The organism is Niallia sp. FSL W8-0951, assembly GCF_038006525.1.
Classification (GTDB): Bacteria; Bacillota; Bacilli; order Bacillales; family Cytobacillaceae; genus Niallia; species Niallia circulans.
Genome location: NZ_JBBOVK010000001.1, coordinates 1,075,296 through 1,097,427, shown reverse-complemented (window position 1 = coordinate 1,097,427; position 22,132 = coordinate 1,075,296). Strand labels below are relative to the sequence as shown.

General features: G+C 35.5%; 23 protein-coding genes and 1 pseudogene. 5 read left to right on the top strand and 19 right to left on the bottom strand.

Annotated features, from left to right (window positions below):
- Positions 1 to 61: 61 nt before the first annotated feature.
- The 4 genes and pseudogenes from NSS71_RS05100 to NSS71_RS05085 all read right to left on the bottom strand — a co-directional run.
- Positions 62 to 247 (bottom strand): hypothetical protein, encoded by a 186-nt coding sequence (locus NSS71_RS05100; protein ID WP_047940251.1) that lies wholly within the window; start codon positions 245 to 247, stop codon positions 62 to 64.
- A gap of 127 nt (positions 248 to 374) precedes the next feature.
- Positions 375 to 710 carry a hypothetical protein gene (locus NSS71_RS05095; protein WP_047940250.1) on the bottom strand — a complete coding sequence of 112 codons (336 nt, stop codon included), beginning with the start codon at positions 708 to 710 and terminating at the stop codon, positions 375 to 377.
- Between the two features lie 48 nt (positions 711 to 758).
- Complete coding sequence (locus NSS71_RS05090; protein WP_047940249.1) at positions 759 to 1,802, bottom strand: DUF1835 domain-containing protein; 1,044 nt, start codon at positions 1,800 to 1,802, stop codon at positions 759 to 761.
- Between the two features lie 21 nt (positions 1,803 to 1,823).
- A pseudogene (locus tag NSS71_RS05085) lies at positions 1,824 to 2,006 on the bottom strand (DUF6241 domain-containing protein); the annotation flags it as partial.
- Positions 2,007 to 2,472: 466 nt separating this feature from the next.
- Here NSS71_RS05085 and NSS71_RS05080 point away from each other — a divergent pair.
- From NSS71_RS05080 to NSS71_RS05065, 4 genes are all read left to right on the top strand, one after another.
- The gene (locus NSS71_RS05080; RefSeq protein WP_144545885.1) at positions 2,473 to 2,778 is read left to right on the top strand and encodes a hypothetical protein; all 306 of its coding nucleotides are present in this window, start codon (positions 2,473 to 2,475) and stop codon (positions 2,776 to 2,778) included.
- Positions 2,779 to 2,982 (top strand): helix-turn-helix transcriptional regulator, encoded by a 204-nt coding sequence (locus NSS71_RS05075; RefSeq protein WP_047940247.1) that lies wholly within the window; start codon positions 2,779 to 2,781, stop codon positions 2,980 to 2,982.
- 122 nt (positions 2,983 to 3,104) lie between these two features.
- Entirely contained in the window at positions 3,105 to 3,425 is a 321-nt protein-coding gene (locus tag NSS71_RS05070; protein ID WP_061800473.1) for a helix-turn-helix domain-containing protein, read from the top strand.
- A gap of 8 nt (positions 3,426 to 3,433) precedes the next feature.
- Positions 3,434 to 4,297: an IS3 family transposase gene (locus NSS71_RS05065; protein WP_047940245.1), complete on the top strand. Its 864-nt coding sequence runs from the start codon at positions 3,434 to 3,436 to the stop codon at positions 4,295 to 4,297.
- 138 nt (positions 4,298 to 4,435) lie between these two features.
- Here NSS71_RS05065 and NSS71_RS05060 read toward each other — a convergent pair whose 3' ends face one another.
- The 4 genes from NSS71_RS05060 to NSS71_RS05045 all read right to left on the bottom strand — a co-directional run bounded on the left by NSS71_RS05060 (position 4,436) and on the right by NSS71_RS05045 (position 9,678).
- Positions 4,436 to 4,801, bottom strand: coding sequence for a DUF2294 domain-containing protein (locus NSS71_RS05060; RefSeq protein ID WP_047940244.1), 366 nt, complete (start codon positions 4,799 to 4,801; stop codon positions 4,436 to 4,438).
- A gap of 186 nt (positions 4,802 to 4,987) precedes the next feature.
- The gene (locus NSS71_RS05055) at positions 4,988 to 5,485 is read right to left on the bottom strand and encodes a carbonic anhydrase (protein ID WP_047940243.1); all 498 of its coding nucleotides are present in this window, start codon (positions 5,483 to 5,485) and stop codon (positions 4,988 to 4,990) included.
- 32 nt (positions 5,486 to 5,517) lie between these two features.
- On the bottom strand, positions 5,518 to 8,142 hold the full coding sequence (locus tag NSS71_RS05050) for a DUF2309 domain-containing protein (protein ID WP_047940242.1): 2,625 nt from the start codon (positions 8,140 to 8,142) through the stop codon (positions 5,518 to 5,520).
- A 15-nt stretch (positions 8,143 to 8,157) separates the two neighbouring features.
- Positions 8,158 to 9,678, bottom strand: a complete 1,521-nt coding sequence (locus NSS71_RS05045) for an NADH dehydrogenase subunit 5 (RefSeq protein ID WP_047940241.1) — start codon at positions 9,676 to 9,678, stop codon at positions 8,158 to 8,160.
- A 583-nt stretch (positions 9,679 to 10,261) separates the two neighbouring features.
- On the opposite strand from NSS71_RS05045, the gene NSS71_RS05040 reads away from it, so the two are divergent.
- A complete protein-coding gene (locus NSS71_RS05040) occupies positions 10,262 to 10,447 on the top strand; it encodes a hypothetical protein (protein WP_047940240.1) in 186 nt (61 codons plus the stop codon).
- A 23-nt stretch (positions 10,448 to 10,470) separates the two neighbouring features.
- Here the strand turns inward: NSS71_RS05040 and NSS71_RS05035 are convergent, their stop codons facing one another.
- From NSS71_RS05035 to NSS71_RS04985, 11 genes are all read right to left on the bottom strand, one after another.
- On the bottom strand, positions 10,471 to 11,067 hold the full coding sequence (locus tag NSS71_RS05035) for a class I SAM-dependent methyltransferase (protein WP_047940239.1): 597 nt from the start codon (positions 11,065 to 11,067) through the stop codon (positions 10,471 to 10,473).
- Between the two features lie 377 nt (positions 11,068 to 11,444).
- A complete protein-coding gene (locus tag NSS71_RS05030) occupies positions 11,445 to 11,834 on the bottom strand; it encodes a VOC family protein (RefSeq protein WP_047940238.1) in 390 nt (129 codons plus the stop codon).
- 249 nt (positions 11,835 to 12,083) lie between these two features.
- Positions 12,084 to 12,518 carry a hypothetical protein gene (locus NSS71_RS05025; RefSeq protein ID WP_047940237.1) on the bottom strand — a complete coding sequence of 145 codons (435 nt, stop codon included), beginning with the start codon at positions 12,516 to 12,518 and terminating at the stop codon, positions 12,084 to 12,086.
- Between the two features lie 122 nt (positions 12,519 to 12,640).
- The gene (locus NSS71_RS05020; protein WP_047940236.1) at positions 12,641 to 12,958 is read right to left on the bottom strand and encodes a HesB/IscA family protein; all 318 of its coding nucleotides are present in this window, start codon (positions 12,956 to 12,958) and stop codon (positions 12,641 to 12,643) included.
- A 276-nt stretch (positions 12,959 to 13,234) separates the two neighbouring features.
- Positions 13,235 to 14,635 carry a dihydrolipoyl dehydrogenase gene (gene lpdA, locus NSS71_RS05015; protein ID WP_047940235.1) on the bottom strand — a complete coding sequence of 467 codons (1,401 nt, stop codon included), beginning with the start codon at positions 14,633 to 14,635 and terminating at the stop codon, positions 13,235 to 13,237.
- Positions 14,636 to 14,890: 255 nt separating this feature from the next.
- The gene (locus NSS71_RS05010; protein WP_047940234.1) at positions 14,891 to 16,132 is read right to left on the bottom strand and encodes a dihydrolipoamide acetyltransferase family protein; all 1,242 of its coding nucleotides are present in this window, start codon (positions 16,130 to 16,132) and stop codon (positions 14,891 to 14,893) included.
- A gap of 14 nt (positions 16,133 to 16,146) precedes the next feature.
- Entirely contained in the window at positions 16,147 to 17,178 is a 1,032-nt protein-coding gene (locus NSS71_RS05005; protein ID WP_047940233.1) for an alpha-ketoacid dehydrogenase subunit beta, read from the bottom strand.
- A 23-nt stretch (positions 17,179 to 17,201) separates the two neighbouring features.
- A complete protein-coding gene (locus tag NSS71_RS05000; protein ID WP_047940232.1) occupies positions 17,202 to 18,167 on the bottom strand; it encodes a thiamine pyrophosphate-dependent dehydrogenase E1 component subunit alpha in 966 nt (321 codons plus the stop codon).
- Between the two features lie 349 nt (positions 18,168 to 18,516).
- Entirely contained in the window at positions 18,517 to 20,271 is a 1,755-nt protein-coding gene (locus tag NSS71_RS04995) for a sigma-54-dependent Fis family transcriptional regulator (protein ID WP_047940231.1), read from the bottom strand.
- Positions 20,272 to 20,667: 396 nt separating this feature from the next.
- The gene (locus NSS71_RS04990; RefSeq protein WP_025908694.1) at positions 20,668 to 21,273 is read right to left on the bottom strand and encodes an ABC-2 transporter permease; all 606 of its coding nucleotides are present in this window, start codon (positions 21,271 to 21,273) and stop codon (positions 20,668 to 20,670) included.
- Positions 21,266 to 22,132, bottom strand: a complete 867-nt coding sequence (locus NSS71_RS04985) for an ABC transporter ATP-binding protein (RefSeq protein ID WP_047940230.1) — start codon at positions 22,130 to 22,132, stop codon at positions 21,266 to 21,268. The genes NSS71_RS04990 and NSS71_RS04985 overlap by 8 nt, the downstream gene beginning before the upstream one ends.

The following is a 22,132-nucleotide window of genomic DNA, read 5'->3' as shown; positions in this document are numbered from 1 at the left end:
TCAAAGGCATTTTCTTCTTGAATGTTCACCTTTTTCGAGCTCTATTTTTACTATCTTTTAGTCATTTTGGTGGTTGATCATTTTTTGTATTTATTAGAAAATATGAGCTTCCGCCCGTAATAATGCCACCTCCAACAGTGAACGCTGTACCAATCATCACCCAATTTGCGGATAGAAAAGCAGATACGTAAATTCCAGTCATAAATAGGAATATGCCAATGATTATCAAGATCGTAACTTTATTCATTTCATCCCCCCTATTAGTTAACTTAGTTTCTTTGTTTGAAATCCATTCAAACATGATTTTTACTATATTTATACATACGTTTATGGGGCCATTTAGTTTCGCTAAGTTATATATGTATAAATATTTATTAATTAGGAATGCTGCCTTCCTTCAAATTCCTATTTAATGCATCATAATCCTTCTCTTTAAAAGAAACAGCTATGCTAGCTACTCTCCTCGAGTTCGGAAAGAGCATTAATTGTTGATGAAACTTTATTCCCAATGATCCTATTATTTGGTATATCAAGTTCAATATGAAAAAACAGTCGGAATCTACGCCATCTTTTAAATGGTTTTTAATATTTATCACAACAAAGTTGTCTATGATTTCAAATCTCGGTTTTCGGGGAGAAATATAATTTAGTTTGCAGAGCTTCTTTATTGCTAATTTAAAAATGTCTGTTTGTTTTTCATTTTCTATCATTAAAGATTCTCCTTAACGTTTACTATATATAGTAAACAATGAGAGATTTTAATACAAATGACTTTCTTGTAGCTTAACACTGTAATACCGCATGGCTTTAGGAACCCCTTCTAGTTCAAATATCCCTTTTAATACTAATCGGATTAATCGATATTCGAAGTAAATATCTCCGATTCTTTGATTGAGATTTCCTATAACCTCTCCTATTAGCCGCGCAGATTTTATAAAATCTGCGTTATTCTGTTCTTTATGTAATATTTTAGCTGTTTTTATTATATAATTATCGTAATAGTCTTCTGCAACACTATCAATTTTCTTATCCGCCCAGATTCTTAAATTTTTATTCTGTTGGGATATTTGCTTCCACTCATTTATGTACTTAAATCGTGTACTCATTGTAAGTGGCTGTTTCCGGTTATTTTTTTGATAAATGGCTTGTAACTCCTCAGTTGAAAACAAGCCAGTATGTATTGCATAGTCCTTTGCATCCGATTTGAAAGCTATCTCTTCATAAGATTCCAGAGGATTAATTAAGAAAATATCATTCGTTTTATTTTGTAATAAAGAAAGAACAAAGCGTTGTGCCGTTTGTTCATCAGCATTTTCACCTGCCCAAATGAAGATATGGGCCTGTTCTTTAATATTCTTTACTTCTAAAATTGTTTTATAGAATCTTCTCTTATAGCTTAATAAGTACTTCTCATCATAATTAATATGGTTTATTAACCATTTGTGCCTAAGTGCGAGCCCCATTTCCTCCTCTATCTTCCATAAAGGTCCAAAGGAAAAATCATCTGAAAAACAGATAACTTTTTCCTCATCCTGCACTCCCATTTCTTTAAGTGCCATTCTTAAACTGCCAGCAGCAGACTCACCAAAAGCAATATGTACAACCTTATAATCCCTTTTATTTTCAATCTTTGGTTGAATTGTTTTAGCCTGTAAATAATTTTGATAAGTTCTTCTTAAACTTTTCGCAAGTTCCTCATCTGGCTGTTCTTCCACACTTATTTGTAGCAGAATAAGAAATAACAATGACCTTACTTCTTCTTCACTTGTATTCTCAACGTATTCTTTTAATTTATGAATCATAATTTTTCCCCTTTTGACTAGTTAAAATAGTTTTGTATTTTCAGTTACTTCTCTTCCCTTTTTCATCAACAGATAAGATATTAATATTAGCCTCTCCAAAATCCCTAAAAGGATATCTCTATTGGAGAAACTACTGTTTTTTACAATATCATAAAGCCTGTCCACTCTATCATTAGTCATTTGCACTGCGCCCCACTTATCGGACGCGTATACTTTTTAATTTCTACTAGTAATATACTTTATTATTATCTTTCTATACCAATAATAACATAATATTCCAACTATTGAATTATTTATAAACAAAAAATATCGCTAGTTAGAGCTTTATCAAACATCTATCATATTCACTAAGGAAATGAGGAAAAGGGATTATACTTGCTTTATGCAGATTATTAAAATCAATGGAGAATTATTAAAAATACAGTATTAGGATCTATTTATTTACTTTGGCTGCAAGCCTAGGGGGGGCATGTACGTTACAGTAAAAGTAAAGGTACGGTCATTCCCCCACTTAACCTTATATGGACTTGGCTTTAAATTTCTATTGTTTCATTACATGATTATTCCTATTTGTCACAAATAAAAATGTAAAAACAATTTGACATTTATAGAACAAATGATAAAATAAAAATGTAAAATACTTTTTACTTTTTTAAAAAAAGGAGATTGAATGATGAATTGGATAGTTGCTTTATCACTTATTATTTTTGCAATCTGTACTCTATTAATTGTGACGAATCTGGTGTCATTACCAAAATTAGGAGACGAAAGAGCAATTTACATTAAAATGAGAGCACAATCATACACTTTTGTAGTTGTAATCGGTATTTTATTGTTAGAGATTATTGAGTCTATCTATGTAACAACTTGGACGAACAGCCATTATAAGGGGATGAAACCATTTAGTTTACTTGTTACAATTTCAGTTATATATTTAATTTCATTACTATTATCTAAGAGGAAATATGGTGGATAAATGAAAAATCGTATTAGAGAATTAAGAAAATCGTCAAAATTATCTCAAGAAGAATTAGCAAAACTATGTAATGTGACAAGACAAACGATAAATGCAATTGAAAATGATAAATATGATCCTACTTTACAATTAGCATTTAGCTTAGCCTCTGCATTGGCTACCACGGTAGACGAACTTTTTATATACGACACTGTTAGCAAATAATGAGGCAGTTATAAAGAATAAAAACCCAAATTGGATATTATGATATGCTCCCCTTTAGGTAGACAATGTTAAAAAAACTACAGTACGCTGTAGATAAACATTTACTTAAAGGGGATTTTTCTATGTCTAGAAAAAATAATACGTATTCAAATGATTTGAAATTAGAAATTGTACAAGCCTATTTAACAGGCAATGAGAGTATGCAAAAAATTGCGGATCGTTATGAAATTCGTAATGTTTCTCAAGTGAAGGCTTGGGTTAAGAAATTCAAAGAAGTAGGCTCAATTGAAGCCTTTGAACGCCTTCCATCGGTAGGTTCTGGCGCAAAAGGTGTGAAGAATCCACTAAAAGGTAAAAGAATTCATTTTAAGCATGTAGAAGAAGAACGTGATTATTATAAGGCTCAGGTTGAATACCTAAAAAAGCAGTATCCAAATCTGTAAACGGAGGAATGCCTACTTTCCCAGATCGTTATCACATTATCGAAGAAATGAAAGATCGTTATCCAATTACTTGGCTCACTGAAATGGCAAAAGTAGAACGTTCAGGCTATTATAAGTGGCTCAAAAATGGCAAGGTATCATTACGTAAACAGGATGATATCCTTTTAAAGGAGCTCATTTTAGCGATTCATCAAACGCATAAAATGTATGGTTACCCCCGTATGAAAATCGCTTTACGAGATAAAGGATTTCATGTAAATCATAAGAAAGTTTATCGGTTAATGACTGAGCTGGGTATTCAATCGATTATCCGTAAAAAGCGTAGAGTATGGGGAAATCGTATATCGCGTGTATTTGATAATGTGTTAGAGCGCCAATTTAAAGAGCGTGTAGAAAATGAGGTACTCGTGACAGATATTACGTATCTACCAACGAAAGGTGGTTTTCTCTACTTATCGGCTGTGCAAGATTTATATAACAACGAAATTGTTGCTTGGAAGATTAGCGAACGTAACGATTTAGAACTAGTCATGGATACGCTACAGGAATTGACGGCAAAAAGAAATGTGTATCGAAGCATCATTCACTCCGACCAAGGCTTTCAATACACATCAATTAAATATCATCAAACAGTAGAACAACTTGGCATGATAGGCAGTCATTCTCGTAAAGGAAACTGCCACGATAATGCTTGTATAGAGTCATTCTTCTCTCACTTTAAAAGTGAGTGTTTGTATCTGTTACACGATAATTCGGAAGTAGCAGTGAGACAAGCTGTTGAACAATACATCTATTTCTATAACTTCCAACGCTTCCAAAAACGACTCAACCACCTGGCACCTATAGAATATCGACACCAGATGGCTGCTTAGTCTTTTTAAAGCTGTCTACTTGACAGGGGTAAGTCCAATTCGGGTTTTTATTCTTTAAATGAAAGAAGATAAATAGAAGTTATGCGCAGTCTGATTAAGTGTCTTTATTTTCTTTTATAAAAAATTGATAATAACCTTTTACGCAAAGAGATTTTCTACATTATTATATAATTTAAATACCATCACTCGTTCACCTGTACGTGAGCTTAAGTCTGTATGAAAGCTTTTTACTTCCTCTCCAGTAATGGTTAATATACATTTTTTTAGTTCTTCAACACCTGATTCCACTAATTCGGAGCGTGTTTTCTTAATGGTTAATAGTCCTTCTTTTGTTTCACACACCGTATATTCCGCTGGTGTTAGAATGCCCTGCAAATTCACTATGATCATATCGCGTAATATATCAGTTTTAACAGATAAGGATCCCCGACCAAGAAAATCCTTTTCCCATTGTGTTATTGCTTTACTTATTTCTGCTTCACAAGCACCTTTTGTTAATTTCATTTTATTATGCATCCCCTATTAAACAGATAAAAACTTATTTTTCTATATTTGTCTTTCAAGATGATTCAACACTTAAACATCCTATATCATTAAGCTAAATACAAATCGGTTTAAACCTCTTTCATATAAAAGAATATATACTAATCTGATTTGCAGCACCATCAGCATTAGCATATTTTAACCTTTTTAAGCAGTTTTATTTGTATTTATTTCCACAACAGAAGACTTTCCATCTTGATGATTAATCAGTAGTCCTCTCACTTTTACTGTTGGCGGCACTAATGGATGATGACAAATCATCTTAACACAATTTTTGATATTGTCACCAGTATTTTGTTTTCCATTTAGCCATTCATTAATCGTTTCACCAGTAAATTCAGGCATGCTATTTTGAAGAAGATAATCCAATGTCTGGATTCTTGACTTAAATTGTCCTTCTAGAGAAATAAAACGATTGACCTCATTGCTTGTTCCGACAACAAAAATTTCTTCTACATTTTCCTGAAAGACAGCAATAATAATTGACCTCATTATATCTCCAAAAGGATTAGAGATAACAGGACCAAAGCATTTTATAGTCAGCATGTTTTCTGGCTGTATATTGGTTTCCTCTTTTATAATAGATTCCAATCCATCTCCAACATCCATCAAAAATAACACTTTTTTTGTTTTATCTAAAATCATCTCGTACCCTCCTTTGTTATGGAAACCGTTCTTTACCAATTCTCCCAATGGCCTTCTGGGCTAATACTTGCTAAACGGACCCAGCCATTTTGAACTTTTTCTTGAAATGCAGCATTATTTTGCAATAATCGCTCAACATAATTTTTGGGTGCCTGAATTATAATCAGTAAGCGAAGCGGTGAATGATATGCAGCTTGATCTGATTGCATAACAGACTGCCACGGTAAGCCCGTTAACAAGTCACTCGCATTCCCCTGCATAACACCAAGACCTGCTGTTACGGTTTGTGTTGCCTTATTGCCACTTCCATAATAATGAGGAGCTACCGTTGATGCGTAATATTCTAGATTTATCCATTGTGTGACCGTTCCTGGACCTGAAATAATATTATCTAAGATTTCTCCGCTTTCATCCTTCTGCCATTTATAATTATGAAGAAAGACTCTGCCTTCCAAGTCACAGCCATTTGTTAAATCACGTTGACCAATTATAAAAGCTGCATTACCAGCTAAGCCCCATTCAGGACGAATCACACTCCAATCCTCTGCTAGTTGATGGGCCTCAGACTGAGGATTTTTGCGTTGGGATGAGAAATGCGGTATTTTAGCTAAACGCTCTGTATTTGCCTGTTTGCTTACTCTTGGCAAAATGGCTTTAATCCGATGAAAAGCTTCTTGTGCTGATTTAGAAAGTTCTGGAATGTAAATCCAGTCTAATTCATCAACGGTTGTATTATGCTCAGCAGCTGCGAAAACCGTTTCTTTAGGAATGTCTATTCCTTCTAAAGACAATGCTTTTCTTACTTCAGGCAGGTTACACAAAGTTGCTAAGACTCTCGCGTTGAATCCACCTGAAGCCCCGCCACAGGCACCACAATCAAGAGAAGATGCATAAGGGTTATTTGTACTGTGGCTTCCATGTCCACATATTACAACTAATGGGCTGAAATTCTCTGTTATCCCCATCATTTTTAATGCTTGTCGGGCATAATTAACTTTCTCTTCCTCGGTAAACCCAATTGGAATCCCGTTCTCTGTTTGATGAACATGATTAAGAACCAGTTTTGTATTTGGTTTACGCACCCAATTTTTGCGTAGATTATGAATGAAGCGATCGGCACTTTTTGGGACAAAACTGCGTGCTGCCATTTGGAGACTTAGCCAAGGACCACTTAATTCTGGTAATAGTAAGTTTGCAAGTAAATTCTGTTTCATCGATTTGAAAGTATCGCTAAAGGAATGAACGGTCTGCTGACGGTGTTGAAAGGCTTTAAGTTCATTCTCATCTGTACTCTCCATGATTTTATGCAATGGCTTTTGCATAATTGGCAAGGATGGGTGACTGTGTTCGCTTCCTAATTTATTCGTGGCTATCGGTACTCCAAAGAAACCAGCCATTCCTATTGTTTCAAATGGTCCCTCTTTTTCAAGCTGACGACGAAATGGCTCAGAGCGAACATCTATACAGAATACAAATTGTGCTAATGTTGTTGCCTTATCGTTTGTACTAAATTGTTTCGCACTAATTTTTTGACTTAATTGTTCAGCATGTGTTTGCTCCCAAGCTTCCAGCCAGAGTTTTCTGCAAAGCTTCTCATCAAATTTTGCTGCAAATAACAAGTATTCTTGTTGTTGTGCACTAGACAACTGAGACCATTCCTCTAATGAAAGACTGCCCCAATGAATCAACGCTGCTAAAAGACCATCTATGGACTGATTATTTTCGTAGCTTTTCGGAATAAAAGGAAGCTGTGGATTGATAAGCACCCATTCTAAGGAAATTCTTACTGCTAAATATTCGGTTAGCAGGCTATTTTCCTCACTCGATTGTTTAGAACGCCAGAGCATCATTCCTGCCCATCCAGGCAAAGATAGTAAATGTGCTTCAAGATACTTCTGTTTTTCTGGTTCAGGAATAGAAAGAGCATTTAATCCTTTATTCAAGGCTATTTCTGCCTCTTTTGGCCACTTTTTTAAACTTTCACGTTGTTTTTTTGTAAGGGCAGGATCATAACTAATCAGCCGGCGCCAAGAACGATAAAAACCTTCCTCTCGATGGGGCATTGTCCAGGCAGCCTGCGACTCATCAAGATATAATTTACACCACTTAATAACATGGTAATCGAGTATATTGATTAAACTTTCCTTATCTTTACTTTCTAGATGAGAACTGATTGGCTGCACAGAAGAATAATGGAATGAATCTGAATGTTGCTCCCTATATTCTTCTGCTTTTTTCTTTAATTCATGAGATGAGAGCAGGCTGGATGGAATGGGTTCCAAATTTAATGCCGCATGGCAAAAACGCTCTGCCACATCTTGTGGGATATTAAAGGAATTGGATGCAAGCCATTGCTTTAGCTTCTGCTTAACAAATACTTCCTTAATTTCTCCCTTTTTTTTCGCTGAAAGGATCATAGGGGCACTAGGATAAATATCAACATCACGAGTCTGTTTTAACCAATCTGCCACTTGATCAAAAGTTTGTTTTTCAAGACCCATCCACGGATGACGGGCTGCAAACGTAGAAATTGGCCACAGCGGTGCAATTACTTTGCTGGCAGCTTCAACATAACTCTTAATATCACCTTCTACAAAATCATCTGGCATATTTTTTTTGCTTGAACTAGCTTTTGTTAATACAGATGGAATACTCATCGCTCATTACCTCCTTTATGGTAATTGTTGTTTTAGATAGCTCGGATGACTTTCTACTGCTTTTGGCTTTGCTTCTCCTAATCGCACTAACCAAAGATATAGGACAGTAAAAAAGATGGACGAACGATTTCTAGAAGCGATCGCCCCTATCGCAGTGCCAACTAATAAAAGACAACCAACGATAATGACAACAGCTAATGGCGGCTGAGAACCTTTGAAAACAGCAGTCTGTAATATGTCATAGAAAAAATGATGGATAAAAGAATAAATAGCAGCGGTTCCCCCTACAAAAATTAAACCAACAATCCGGCCGATGCTCCCTTCTCCAAAAGCAACAAGCTGTCGCCAAGAAATAGAAACAGACCAAACTAAAATTAACGAACTAATTATTTGATAGCCTTCTCTTGGTGCTTGGAGCCAAAAAACTAGCCCCACAGTAATGCTTAAAATCCACCCTGCTATCGTCCATAAAAAAGCAGGCTGTTTTTTTCTGTAATTAGACTCTTCCTTACGTCGCACTGCTGAACCCGACTGTAAAAATAGTGTCGCTTTGAATAAACCATGTAAAATAAGATGGATAATGGCAGCAACATATGCGCCTAAGGCACACTGAATGAGCATGAAGCCCATTTGCCCAATCGTCGAACCAACTAACTGACGTTTATAGTCAACTTGTACTAAACTAATTCCAGTACCAACCAAGACAGATATCCCGGCAAATAATAGTAATAGAAGAGTTGGAGCTAAATCACCATTAAATAATGGGGAAAAACGAGTAAGCATGATTCCGCCTGCATTGACAATTCCTGCATGCATTATCGCTGAAACAGGTGTTGGTGCCACAACAGACTCTACTAACCATCTTTGGAATGGCCATTGAGCTGCTGGAATGATAACCGCTAGGACAATCAATAAATTAATTCCAGTTCTTTCCCATGCTGAAATTCCAACTGAATTTTCAATCGATAGAGCGGTTGATAATTGCCAAGAACCAGTACTGTGAGACAGCCAGATTGCTGCCAATAACAAGGACACCCAACCGATTAAAAAATGATAACCAGATACTTTAGAAGCCTCAGCAGCCACTTTCCAGCCATTATTTAATCTTATAAGCAAGGTTAATCCTGCAAGCGTTGCTCCCCAGAATAGAACCAGCAGTCGAAGATCTCCACTTAGCCAAGCAATGGAAGCGGCAGTTGTGGTAAAAGTGAAAAGGGTAAAATATTTGCGATAAGATCGATCTCCCATTAAATAGCGGATTGAAAAACGTTGAACAATTAAACCGATGGCAAGGACAAAAAAAGTCATCAGCCAAGCCAAGGAATCCATATGAAAAGGACCTGCATTTTCTATTCCATTCGGATTCATAAGTGCGATTAATGCGATCAAAGGCGGAAAAGACACTATCCAGATATGAACCCTTACATAGCTTAATGGCACTTTTGGATGCAAAAATAATAGTCCACTCAGCATCGAAACAATAATCATCATAAAAAACACTAACAGTAATGATGGCATACTGTGCAAAAGAAACATTTTAAAAACTCCTTTAACTAACTTACTTCAAAAAACCTTTAATTTTGCCAATAAAAAAGCCGACAATCTTTTAAATTCACCATGATCTGCAATCATGAGAAAGTAAAAAATTGTCGGCTTCCCTTCAACTAATTACATCGAATTGTTTGAAGAGCTACCTCTATATGGTTTTATATTTTCATTTAATTTATAAAAGACACTCGTACAATAATTTAGGTTACTTATTTATCAAATCACTTTTGCTTAATTTATTAAGTTACTTTTTCATTCAGTCAATATTCATTATTAAAAGAATGCTAAAGTCTTAATTTTTAAGCGAAAATTAACTTATAACTAAGTATGAAACTAACTATAAGATATGCTAAATTTTTATATTTGTCAATAAGAAAGCCTAATCTCCAAAGAAAAATCAAATTAGTTTATAGCAGATGGGAAAAAATTTTTCCAATCATGTTAAAAAAGAATTCTCATTCAAATGGCCATTTATTATCTTCTACCAGCTAAATAATACTTAACACTTTCATTCATTAGTAATTTGATACATAATTAGTATAGTCTATAATTTCCCGAAAGGGTCGGTATCATGCTCCGAATCGAACTTATTTGTCACGAAATCAAACGTTTAATGGATGATTATTATAAATGTGAAAATACCCAACTTAAAAAGCAAATACATAGTGATATTAAACTTTTAAGCAACGTTCTCTATCTTAGCGACCTGCCAGATGAGTATCATGAAGCAGTGCAGGAAAAGAGAGAAACCATTTAGCCTATGCCTACATATTTTGAAATTCACTTTATACTGCTGGAAATAAACAAAGAAGCATCTTGATTCATAAAAATATGATTACCTTGATAAAATGTTTTCCTTTTCATTGAATGAAAACCAACTTCCGACAATATTTCATTTAATTCTTCTTCTGTAAAACCGTTATGTACTTTAGGATGGTTTATTTTATCATTTTTATCAAAGTCGATGATAATTAATTTGCCATCCTGATTTAATATTTGGAATAACGCTTGTAATATCTTCTTTGTATTTGGGATATGAAGAAGAACTAAAGACATTAAAATAACATCTGCCTTAAAATTCGGGGTGTCTTGCGTAAAATCAGAATATAGTATATCTGCATTCGTAATTCCTCTATTAGCTATTTTTGCTTGGGCAGCCTCCAGCATCTGTTCGGATGAATCCACTAACAAAATCGAAGCTACCAAATCCGTTAACTCTAGACTAACGAGACCAGTGCCGCTCCCATAGTCCATTAAAGATTGAGGTGTACTGTTTGCTAATTCTCTTCTTACTTCCTTCACAATCACATTAGCTAGTTTTCTTCGATCTTCTGTATCATATCTTTTGGCCAGCTGTTCAAAAACATTCGCTTCCATTTTCCACTCTCCTAATTTGAGATTAGCTATTATATCAACTATCTAAAATCTAATGTCTATTATTTAATTTAACTTGTACGATAAGAATGCTCAATCTTCTTTACTTCTACTCGTTAAAGAGATTTGACGATGAAATTTTATCCTTAAAAATTGGCACATTTACCATAAGCAGCAGGCGAATATAGAGGAATTACAAACTATATACATTGAGAATTTTACAAAGTTTGTAAGCATAGTGACTTATTTATTTGATGGTTTAGCATATTTATTTGTTTTAACATCTATTATAATGATGATTGCTTTTTAATAAAAGAAATAGGGATAAATTCACCCTATTTCTATGTTTCCTATTATTTATTTTCTTGGCAGTTTTTGTCCTATAAATCTTTCTGATCCACATTCAGCTCAATTAAATTACCATCTGGATCAGCACAGAATATTTGGGCAAATCCGCTTATTCCATAAGGTTTTTCTAAGAATTCCACATTATGTTTCTTTAACCAACTACGGGTATCATAATAATTTTCAACTCGGAGAGCAAAATGCCCTTCCCGACTGTTTAGCGATTTATCTTTGCGAATCGTCTGCGATGTTGGATAAACAATTAAATGAAGTTGCTGATCCTGTATTTTGTACCATGCACCAGGAAAATCAAAATTTGGACGGGGAAGTTCTTCTAGACACAATATTTCCCCATAAAAATGTTTGGCTTTTTCTAAATCGGTTACAGTAAGACTTACATGATGAAGGGATTTGTATTTAATCAAGCAGTTCACTTCCTTTTTGTTATTTATAAAACGAAATGATGGTTCATTCTTATCTAATGCTTTGTTCGATAATTGATTTCATTCATAATTATATATCAACTAAAAAAGGACTGCGACACGATTCCTCTAAATAAGTATATACCGGAAAGAATAAAAGTTAGAATAGAAATTACTAAATTATTTAACTACATAATTCTATGCTCCTATTCATTAAACCCATTTTAAAAATCCACTGTAAACATCACGTTGTTATTCATCAGATATTATCAGCTTCTTTGTATTCACATTATATATTTTATAGCCAATCTCCCACTTCTTGTCTTTCGTTACAGTCAAAGTACAGTAATACGGCACATTCTTGCCATATGCATCAAGGTCTGGAATATTGTCAAAGCTATACACTTCGCCTGTATCTTGCATTTCGAATCTAGCTTCGGCATAACGGCGTGTGCCATCTATTTCAATAGTACATTCCCCAATTACTTCAACATATTCTTTTAACAATATGTATTTTAAACTTGGAAAAGTTATCAATAAAAGAAAGATACTAACTGATAAAACCACTAACGTCTTCCCCATTATTATTAAAGAATAATTTCTATCCTTGTACATTTGTACCATATAAATAACTGAAATCAATAGAAAGATGATTCCTAACGATAGCATCAAGAAATACATAAACATTCACTAATCCCTCACTTTATATCCTTATACGAAAATAAAGAGGTATAGTTACATCCATTTATTTTGCCACTAAACAAAAAAGATCAGACCTCATTATGAGTATCTGATACTTTTGTTCAGCCTTATTTCGCTTTTTGCTTTACTTCCAAATGGAAAGAATAAATTTCACTTGGTCCAATTAAACGAAAGCCTTTCCCCTGTACATAGTCAAACTTTAAGTCTTCATTAATATGCTTAATCGTTAATGGATCTAAATAAATCGTTAAACCATTATCCTCAAATGCCTTATCCTCTTCGTGTGGAAAATCAACTGCTAAGTCAAAATTGTAAACATAGCTGCAGCCGCCACTAAAAATGGTACTTAATCGATAAACTGCACCCTCAGGAACTTCATAGCTGCGGAATTTCTCAACAGCTGCATCGGTGATTGTGACCTTCATCTTGCCATCTCCTGCCTTTTGTTACTTTCCTATATATACTATTCCTATATAAGAATGGAAATAAACTTACTTTCAGCTTAACGGATGACAAGGTTTCTTGCAAAAATTCTGCTTTCCGCAGCTAGAAATGAATGGAGAACAATCGTATTAAAAATACTACTTTATCCTTTTTACAATCCGTAAATGATACCTGGGCAGACACTATTCTGCAAAGGTTAAATGGATACTTGCAAATTATCATTATCTACACCAATCGTACAGGTCAGCCAATTGTCATTACATATGAAGAGATAGGCCATCTACTGCCAAAGCAGCTTCTCCTAATACTTCTGATAAAGTTGGATGGGCATGAACGGTATGGGCAATTTCCCAAGGCGTTGCTTCGAGCATTTGACCTAATGCAGCCTCGCCAATTAAATCAGTAGCATGTGGACCAATAATCGTTATCCCAAGAATATCATCTGTATTCTTATCGGCAGTTATCTTTGTGAACCCTTCTTTTTCTCCATGAACAAGTGCTTTTCCAATTGCTTGGAACGGAAAATATCCAACTTTGACTTCATATCCTCTTGCTTTAGCTGCTGCTTCAGATATCCCTACACTTGCAATTTCAGGTGCGGTATAAATACATCGAGGTATTTGTTCATATGAAATCAAATATGTTTCTTCCCCAACAATTGTATCTACTGCAAGAATACCCTCATGCATGGCAACATGGGCTAATTGAAGTGTTGGGATACAATCTCCAATCGCAAATATTTTATGATCATGTGTACGACAATTTTTATCTACAACGATTGCGCCTTTTTCCAGTTTAACTGCAGTATTTTCTAAACCAATTCCCTCCACTACAGGACTTCTTCCAACGGAGACAAGCAGTTTTTCTGCAGAAAAGATATCTTTTTTTCCATTTACTTCGGCACTGATTTGCACCCCTTTTTCTGTTAATCGACAGCTTTTTGCATCAACTAAAGCATTGGTTACAATCTGTACTTTTTTCTTCGTATAAATTTTTTGTAATTCTTGTGAAATGTCCTCATCTTCTGTCGGGACAATTCGCGGGCTATATTCTAAAACGGTAACTTTTACACCGAAATCATTTAGTAAAGAGGCCCATTCCATGCCAATGACCCCTCCACCAACGATGATGATACTCTTCGGTAATTCTTTTAGTGACAGCGCCCCGTCTGATGAAAGAATTTGCTTCTCATCAAAGGGTAAGCCTGGCAGGGATCTTGGCTTTGAACCTGTTGCGATAATAGTATTTTTTGCTTCAATACTTGTTTCTTTTCCTGCTCGATCAGTGATCTTCAAAATAGAATTAGAGTGGAAAAAACCGGTCCCTTCATAGACATCAATTTTTCCTTTTTGCATCAATCCTTTTATCCCAGCTTCTAATTGGCGCACAATCATTTCTTTTCTTTTTTGTGCTTTTGGAAAATTCACCGCTATATTTCCACTTACGTCTACCCCGAAGCTTGCAGCATTTTTAAATGTAGAAAATACTTCTGCTGTACGCAATAATGCTTTACTTGGAATACAGCCACGGTGAAGACAAGTTCCACCGAGCTTATCCTTTTCTATTACTGCAACTGTCTTTCCTTTTTGCGAGGCACGTATTGCTGCTACATACCCTCCCGTACCTCCACCTAGGATAACGACATCATATTTCTTCATTTCTTGATTCCCTTCCTTCTACGGAGAGCTCACAGAAAAATGATGAGCTAATCCCAACGATAAGTATTCATGTTTCGTACCTAAAGCTACCATATTGAATTGGACTTTTAAGATAGCAGCACGATTACAGAGAAAAGTCGTACTGCCCCGCTTCTTAAAATTTCTCAAACATCAATAAATGGTGCTATCTAACATGGAATAGAGCTGCATTCATTTTTCATTTGCACGCCTATCTACTTTTTACACTCTTTTTATCTATAACACTAGTAAATATGGATGCTCTAGATAATAAACAACGCGGTTCAAGAAATCTCCTGCTGGTGCTCCATCAAGCACTTGGTGATCAAAGGTTAAGCTTAAAGGCAATTTTTTCACTGTTTTTACGTTTTCATTTTCTAGTGTTACTTCCTCAATAAATGTTCCTACACCAAGAATACCTGTTTCAGGGGTATTTAGGACTGGGGTAAAATATTCAATTCCCTGTTGGCCTAAATTAGAAATAGTAAAAGTTGATCCCGTTAGTTCATATCCTGGTAATTGTCCATTTCTTGCTTTTTCCGTTACAGACGATATAGCTTTTGCTAATTCCCCGAGCGGAAGCCGTTCTGCATTTTTAACTACTGGAACGACTAAACCGGCATCTAAAGATGTTGCAATTCCTAAATGCACCTCATCAAATAAATATAATTTACCATCAATCAAATGAGCATTCATAAATGACTTATCACGCAAGCTTAATGTAACAGCTCTAGCAATAAGCACCGTTAAAGTTAATCGGACATCTAGTTCACTTTCCATTACTTGTTTCTTAATATCCTTTTGAAAATCTAGAAGGGCATTAATTTCTGCTTTTCGATGTAATGTTAATTGAGCAGTTGTAGACAAGCTTTGCTGCATTCGTTTTGCAATTGTTTGACGCATAACAGATAGTTTTTCGCCTTTTACGTCTGGTGGTTGTACATTTGGTTGTACAATAGTATTAGTTTCTTGATCCACCTTTGGTTCTGTTACTTCTCCACCCATGTCAGCAAATGCTTGAATATCTCTTCTCGTAATCCGATTATTTGGCCCAGTACCAGTAACTTTTTGTGTATCCACTCGCAGTTGTTGTGCAAGTTTTCTTGCAGCGGGAGATATCCGAATACGCTTATTTGTATCTTTCCTTTTTACTTCCGCCTCTTGTCGCGCCGGCGCATTCTCCTCTAATGCTGCATCTTTTCCTTCCCTAACATCTTGACTACTTTCACTTTCCGCTTCCTTTTCATTACCTATTATTCCAATTGGCTTTCCAACTTCTACTTCATTATCGACTTCTTCAATGATTGTAAGAAGTACTCCATCTGTTGGCGCCTCTACTTCACTTGTTAGTTTTTCTGAGCTAATAACAGCCACACCTTCTCCTTCCGAGACGGATTCTCCAGGCTGTTTTAACCACTCCACAATGGTTCCTTCTTTCATGGTCATTCCTAATTTCGGCATCACAATAGCAGTTGACATATTTTCACCTCCACTTATCGAGCTAAAGTTAATTCATTAATTAATTCGTATGCCGTATTGATAACTTTTTCTGCGTTTGGTATATATAATTGCTCTAAATTAGTTGCAAATGGAACAGGAGTATGTGGGGCCGTTATTGTTTTAATTGGAGCATCTAAATAATCAAACCCTTTATTAGCGACAAGTGCTGCGATATCGGCTGCTACACTACAGCGTGGATTTGCTTCATCTACAATAATTAGCCTTCCTGTTTTTTCGACAGACTCCAAAATTGGTTCTTCTTCAAGTGGAGATAATGAACGAGGATCGATTACTTCCACTTCCACTCCTTTACTCGCTAATCTATCAGCTGCTTCCATCGCAACATGGACCATTTTTCCGATTGCCACAATGGTAAGATCAGTTCCCACTCTCTTCACTTCTGCTTTACCAAGCGGAATGGTATAGTATCCCTCCGGAACTTCCTCTTTCATGCTATACAGGGTTTTATCTTCAAAAAATACAACTAAATCATCGTCTTCAATTGCAGAAAGTAATAAACCTTTTGCATCATACGGATTAGATGGCACAACTACCTTCAAACCTGGGATTGCGGTAAACATTCCATATAAAGTCTGGGAATGCTGTGCGGCCGCACTCGCTCCTGCGCCATGGTTTGTACGAATGGTTAAAGGCACTCTTGCTTTTCCGCCAAACATATAACGCATTTTCGCTCCCTGATTAAGCACTTCATCTAAACAGCTTCCAATAAAGTCGTTAAACATTAACTCTGAAATCGGACGTAATCCGGTAACTGCTGCTGCTACAGCTGCTCCCATATATCCCGCTTCTGCAATCGGCATATCGATAACTCGTTTACGGCCATATTTATTTGCTAATCCCTTGGTAACACCAAAAACGCCGCCCCATGCTTCTTCGTCTTGTAAGTGGTCAACGGTCGCACCACCTGCAACATCTTCTCCCATTAAGATAACTTTATTATCTCTCTCCATGGCAATATCCATTGCTTCATTGATAGCTTGTGAAAATGTAATCTTTCTTCCCATTCTTCCTTCACCTCATTCTTTTATTATTTGTAGTTGACATACACATCTTCTAGTAACATGGATGGGTCAGGCTGTTTACTATTTTTTGCAAATTCTACTGCATTGTCCACTGCCTTTTCCACTTCGTTCTCAATTTGTTCCACTTCTGTTTCCGTTAACAAATCATTGGCAAAAGCATATGCTTTAAAGATTTCAATACAATCTTCATCTACTGGCCACTTCTCACGATCTGTTTCTGATTTATATTTTTGTGCATCTCCTTCAAAGTGACCATAATTTCGATACGTAACCGCTTCAATAAGAGTAGGACCTTCTCCATTTCTGGCTCGTTCCACTGCATCTTTAGCTGCATTATAAACAGCTACTAAGTCTTTTCCATCTACTCTTACTCCTGGAATACTATAGCCTGGTGCACGATCAATAATTTGTTTACAGGAAGTAGAATAATGATATGGAGTGGCTTCTCCGAAACCGTTATTTTCTACTACAAAAACAACAGGCAGCTTTAAGATTGAAGCGATGTTAATTGCTTCATGAAATGTTCCATGATTATTGGAACCATCTCCAGAAAAGCAGACAGTTACGCTGTCTGTTCCCTCTACATAGGCTGTTAAAGCCGCACCAGCTGCAAGCGGAAATCCTCCACCGACAATGCCATTAGCCCCTAACATGCCAACGTCAAGGTCAGCAATATGCATAGAACCTCCTTTTCCTTTGCATATCCCTGTTTCTTTTCCAAAAATCTCTGCCATCATACTATTTAAGTCACAGCCTTTAGCCAGACAATGACCATGACCTCTATGTGTACTCGTTATATAATCTTTATTCGTTAAATGTGCACATACACCTACAGCAATCGCTTCTTCTCCTGCATATAAGTGAACAAAACCTGGGATTGCCCCGGTTGAAAAAATCTTATGAACTTGATCTTCAAACTTCCTAATTTCATTCATTTTCGTATAGGCCCAATAAGCAGTTTCTTTCTTCATTTTCTTTCCTCCATTCTATATTCCAGTATTAACACACTTCGATGATACAACATATTTTCTATTTTTGAAAGCGCTTAAAACATTGATAAATCAACATTTCTAACCTTTGTCATCGATTGAAACGAGACAGACTTTCTCATTATTTCTCACTTTTCTCACCATCATTTTATTAAAAAAAGACGCATACTTTCTTAAGCAATAATTTCTTTGAAGAAAACTAATTATTATTAAACAAAAAAAAGATTGGAGAATGTGCAAGACCACCATTTCGGTTGTCTTATTTATTCTCCAATCATATAAATTTGTCTCATTTTTGTCTCACTATCTTCCAAACTGAGAATGTGAACATTTATAAAAAATTTTTTATTTGATATTTTTTTATTTTTCTATAAAGAGTCGCACGAGACATATTTAGTTCTTTTGTTGCTTCTGACACATTTCCATGGTGTTTTTTTAGAGCGTTTGTAATTGCCTGAATTTCAAATTTAGTCTTCGGATCCTTTCTATGGTACGATTTTTGCATATGTTTTTCTGCGATCATTACTTGCTCATACAACTGTTCTTCAGTTGGCGCATCCTCTTTATATAAAATTCTGCATCGATCTAGAGTATTATATAATTCTCGCACATTTCCATACCATTGTCCCTTTGAAAATAGTAATTTCCAATTTATTCTCCACTCTGGATGCCAATTGTTCTTGTCACAATAGTAATCAATCAGAGCAAGTATATCTTCGTTTCGTTCACGCAAAGGAGTAAGATAGATGGGATAGGCATAAATATAGTAGAATAAATCTTGATCTATTATCCCTTGCTCTACTAGATCACGGATATCTTTCGTGGAAGATGTGATAAAACGATAGGATTTGTGATGTTGTCTTTCCTTTTCCTGTAAGATGGTTAAAAGCATTTGCTGGGAGGAAATCGAAAGTTCTCCAATCTCTTCCAAAAAAATCGTTGCTTCCTCGACCACTTGATGCCTTTTCTTAGTCAAACGCTGCAGATCTGTAGAAAGAAACCTTTGAAGAATATCCTTAGTAAGCATCGAACAGTGTAATTTATAAAAAGGGGCCGTTGACTTTGGGCTATTTTCATGAATACAACTAGCAAGAAACTTTTTGCCAACACCAGTTTCTCCTACTAAATGTACCGTAGTATCCGTGGGGGCGACATTTTTAATAGATTCCAGCACTTGTTTGTAACTTTTGCTTAAACCTCTACTTCCATTCCAAACAAAGCTTGTTTCCGCACGGAGAGGTATTCGATATCCAATGAGTCGATGGTGGTGCATAATCGGAATATGTACGGCAGATACTGCACCAGTCTCTTGCGCGAATCGACTTAATGATGTGCCAATCCAATTTTGATATTTTTGCTGAAGATTTTTTGGAAGGGCACAAATGTATTTATCAATGGTACAAACAATGTATTGTCCACTGCTTTGGAAAGTTGTTCGCAGCAAAAACTCCATATCCTCGTGCATCTTTTTTTTCCAATCTAGTGAAATGGAATCAGCAATAAGCTTAACACATGCTAACACATATGGCTGGTTAATAGATTGATAGAGACTAGATACATTCAAAACTCCTATCATTTCTTTATGCTGGTTAAAAATTGGCGCGGCAGAACAATTCCATTGTTGAGATGCTTTCGAAAAATGTTCATACCCTCTAACCATCATGGGTTTTTTATATCTTGCCGCGAGACCAATTGCATTAGTTCCCACTTCTATTTCTCCCCATTTTGCTCCTTCTTTAAATCGGATCGTTTCTGCTGCAATGCTAATAGAATTTTCCCCTTCTTTATATAATATGTACCCATCTTTATCTGTTAAAATAATGACAAAACGCCAGCCTCGTAAAAATTTTTGTAAACGCTTAACATTTTGCTTAGCTAAAGTAATTAATAATTCATTTTCTGCCAATCTTTCTTCGAATTCCTCTGGGGTCAAGATACAATCAGTTATGCCATCATGTGGGTTTAAGCCTTTTTGCCGGCAAAGATGCCAAGATTCTTCAATCTCTGGAGTTAAATTTGCTGGTTCTAAAGATCCTTCTTGAATAAATCGTGTCCACACTTCCTTTGTATCTACTTTACCAGTCATTAGTATCCCCCTTATTCTCGTTATTACATCGAATCTTTATTTGTATTATAACAGGAGTACTTTTTTAGTAAAAGGTTTCCGTTCTTACTCTTTGTAACTTATTTACATTAAAAAAGGGATTTGTTACAAAAAAATATTCTTATTTTAAGAATGATCTCTGGGCCAATTGTTATTAAAACGTAATTTCCTTTCAAGCTTCTAATCCACAAGTTTTGGAACCTTGCAGAACATCAGCTTGTATGTATAGAGCAATCTATATTAAAAAAAAGAGAGAAAGTTCCCATCAATGGAGACTTTCGTTTCCCCCACTGATGGATAACTTCTCTTTTACTTACTGTCTTCTCCAGTTTTTCATTCTGTACCTACATCTTTTGTTGGATATTAAAGATATTTATATTAAAATACTTTTCGCTGGTAAATCACTGTCGCAACTCCCCATGAGGCTAAATAGACAACAAGAATAAAAATGGTCGCTCCTGTATATAAAGTTGGAAGGGATAAATTGATAATAAAATCTGTTATACTGGTTAAATGTTCCGCTAGAAAGGTAACGACTCTAGGCCCTATGGCTGATAAAACAAGAAAACTGATAATAACAACTGTTGTAATATAGCCAGGCTTAAGCATATAGAACAATGGAAAGGTGAAAGCAGCAAACAGCAAGAAAAAACCACTCCCAACGGCAATATCTGTAAGTGTAAATGGTTTATTAAAAAGAAACAAGGCTGCACTTGTCAGTAGAATAGACGCTAACATATACACAACTGCTCCAATATAGCGTGATGCAATGATTTCCTTTCGTGTATAAGGTAAGGAATTTAATAATATATTTGTCTCTGCTTTTTCATCATATGCATATGCATTAAACGGGATAAAAATACTAGCGACGAGAAAAATGAAAACAGAGTCTATATTCATCACAATAAAAAATACGATAAAAGGGATAAATACTAAGAGTTGCCTTTTCTGAAGGATTGCATCACGTCTTATTAAATTAAACATATTGCATTCCTCCTTTTGTGTAGTACATAATATCTTCTAATGTCGCATGTTCGATCACAACACTATCACCAAATACCTGATCCACTTCTTTTCGATTATCTGTTAATGCCACAAACCCCGTCGGACCACGATTTAGATGAACAAAGCTTTTTTCTGTGTCTCTATCCAGTAAATCTAGTCCTCCCTTAACAACTGCATAGTTCTCTGCGATATCTAGTATTGATTGATTAAAAATCAATTCTCCTCTTTGTATGAAGGCAATATAATCGGCAATACGATCTAAATCAGTTGTAATATGAGTGGAGAAAAACAAAGTTCGATTACCATCGACCATTAACTCTTGTAACAGATTCAACAGTTCTCTCCTAAAGATAGGATCCAAGCCTGCTGTAGGTTCGTCCATAATGATTAATTCGGCATGATGGGATAAAGCTATTGCTAAAGATGCTTTCATCTGCATTCCTTTTGAAAAAGTCTTAATAGCCTTTTTTTGTGGTAACTCAAATTTTTCTACATAATGATAAAATAATTTATCATCCCATTGTTTGTATGCAGGTCCCACAATGCGTTTTATATCGATTAAGTTCAGCCCTTCAAAAAATACATTACCATCATATACAAAGCCAATCCGTTCCTTTATTGCCTTTTCATGTGTTTGATAATCCAACCCAAAGAGTTTCACTTGGCCAGCATCTGGTTTTAATAAATTCATCATCATCTTAATTGTAGTTGATTTCCCAGCTCCATTTTCGCCAATAAAACCCGTTATAAAGCCTTTTTTCACTTCTAAATTTATATTATTAACAGAAAAACCCTTGAATTTCTTCGTGGCATTCCTTAACTCCACCACATTTTCCAT

What these genes read in the sequence shown, in the direction of transcription:
- NSS71_RS05055 (WP_047940243.1), bottom strand. Translation starts at nt 5,485, where the DNA reads ATGATTTTAGATAAAACAAAAAAAGTGTTATTTTTGATGGATGTTGGA.
- NSS71_RS05080 (WP_144545885.1), top strand. Translation starts at nt 2,473, where the DNA reads ATGATGAATTGGATAGTTGCTTTATCACTTATTATTTTTGCAATCTGT.
- NSS71_RS05090 (WP_047940249.1), bottom strand. Translation starts at nt 1,802, where the DNA reads ATGATTCATAAATTAAAAGAATACGTTGAGAATACAAGTGAAGAAGAA.
- NSS71_RS05040 (WP_047940240.1), top strand. Translation starts at nt 10,262, where the DNA reads ATGCTCCGAATCGAACTTATTTGTCACGAAATCAAACGTTTAATGGAT.
- NSS71_RS05100 (WP_047940251.1), bottom strand. Translation starts at nt 247, where the DNA reads ATGAATAAAGTTACGATCTTGATAATCATTGGCATATTCCTATTTATG.
- NSS71_RS05005 (WP_047940233.1), bottom strand. Translation starts at nt 17,178, where the DNA reads ATGGGAAGAAAGATTACATTTTCACAAGCTATCAATGAAGCAATGGAT.
- NSS71_RS04995 (WP_047940231.1), bottom strand. Translation starts at nt 20,271, where the DNA reads ATGACTGGTAAAGTAGATACAAAGGAAGTGTGGACACGATTTATTCAA.
- NSS71_RS05060 (WP_047940244.1), bottom strand. Translation starts at nt 4,801, where the DNA reads ATGAAATTAACAAAAGGTGCTTGTGAAGCAGAAATAAGTAAAGCAATA.
- NSS71_RS05065 (WP_047940245.1), top strand. Translation starts at nt 3,434, where the DNA reads ATGCCTACTTTCCCAGATCGTTATCACATTATCGAAGAAATGAAAGAT.
- NSS71_RS05050 (WP_047940242.1), bottom strand. Translation starts at nt 8,142, where the DNA reads ATGAGTATTCCATCTGTATTAACAAAAGCTAGTTCAAGCAAAAAAAAT.
- NSS71_RS05020 (WP_047940236.1), bottom strand. Translation starts at nt 12,958, where the DNA reads ATGAAGGTCACAATCACCGATGCAGCTGTTGAGAAATTCCGCAGCTAT.
- NSS71_RS05070 (WP_061800473.1), top strand. Translation starts at nt 3,105, where the DNA reads ATGTCTAGAAAAAATAATACGTATTCAAATGATTTGAAATTAGAAATT.
- NSS71_RS05035 (WP_047940239.1), bottom strand. Translation starts at nt 11,067, where the DNA reads ATGGAAGCGAATGTTTTTGAACAGCTGGCCAAAAGATATGATACAGAA.
- NSS71_RS04990 (WP_025908694.1), bottom strand. Translation starts at nt 21,273, where the DNA reads ATGTTTAATTTAATAAGACGTGATGCAATCCTTCAGAAAAGGCAACTC.
- lpdA (WP_047940235.1), bottom strand. Translation starts at nt 14,635, where the DNA reads ATGAAGAAATATGATGTCGTTATCCTAGGTGGAGGTACGGGAGGGTAT.
- NSS71_RS05025 (WP_047940237.1), bottom strand. Translation starts at nt 12,518, where the DNA reads ATGTTTATGTATTTCTTGATGCTATCGTTAGGAATCATCTTTCTATTG.
- NSS71_RS05095 (WP_047940250.1), bottom strand. Translation starts at nt 710, where the DNA reads ATGATAGAAAATGAAAAACAAACAGACATTTTTAAATTAGCAATAAAG.
- NSS71_RS05010 (WP_047940234.1), bottom strand. Translation starts at nt 16,132, where the DNA reads ATGTCAACTGCTATTGTGATGCCGAAATTAGGAATGACCATGAAAGAA.
- NSS71_RS05000 (WP_047940232.1), bottom strand. Translation starts at nt 18,167, where the DNA reads ATGAAGAAAGAAACTGCTTATTGGGCCTATACGAAAATGAATGAAATT.
- NSS71_RS05045 (WP_047940241.1), bottom strand. Translation starts at nt 9,678, where the DNA reads ATGTTTCTTTTGCACAGTATGCCATCATTACTGTTAGTGTTTTTTATG.
- NSS71_RS05075 (WP_047940247.1), top strand. Translation starts at nt 2,779, where the DNA reads ATGAAAAATCGTATTAGAGAATTAAGAAAATCGTCAAAATTATCTCAA.
- NSS71_RS04985 (WP_047940230.1), bottom strand. Translation starts at nt 22,132, where the DNA reads ATGGAAAATGTGGTGGAGTTAAGGAATGCCACGAAGAAATTCAAGGGT.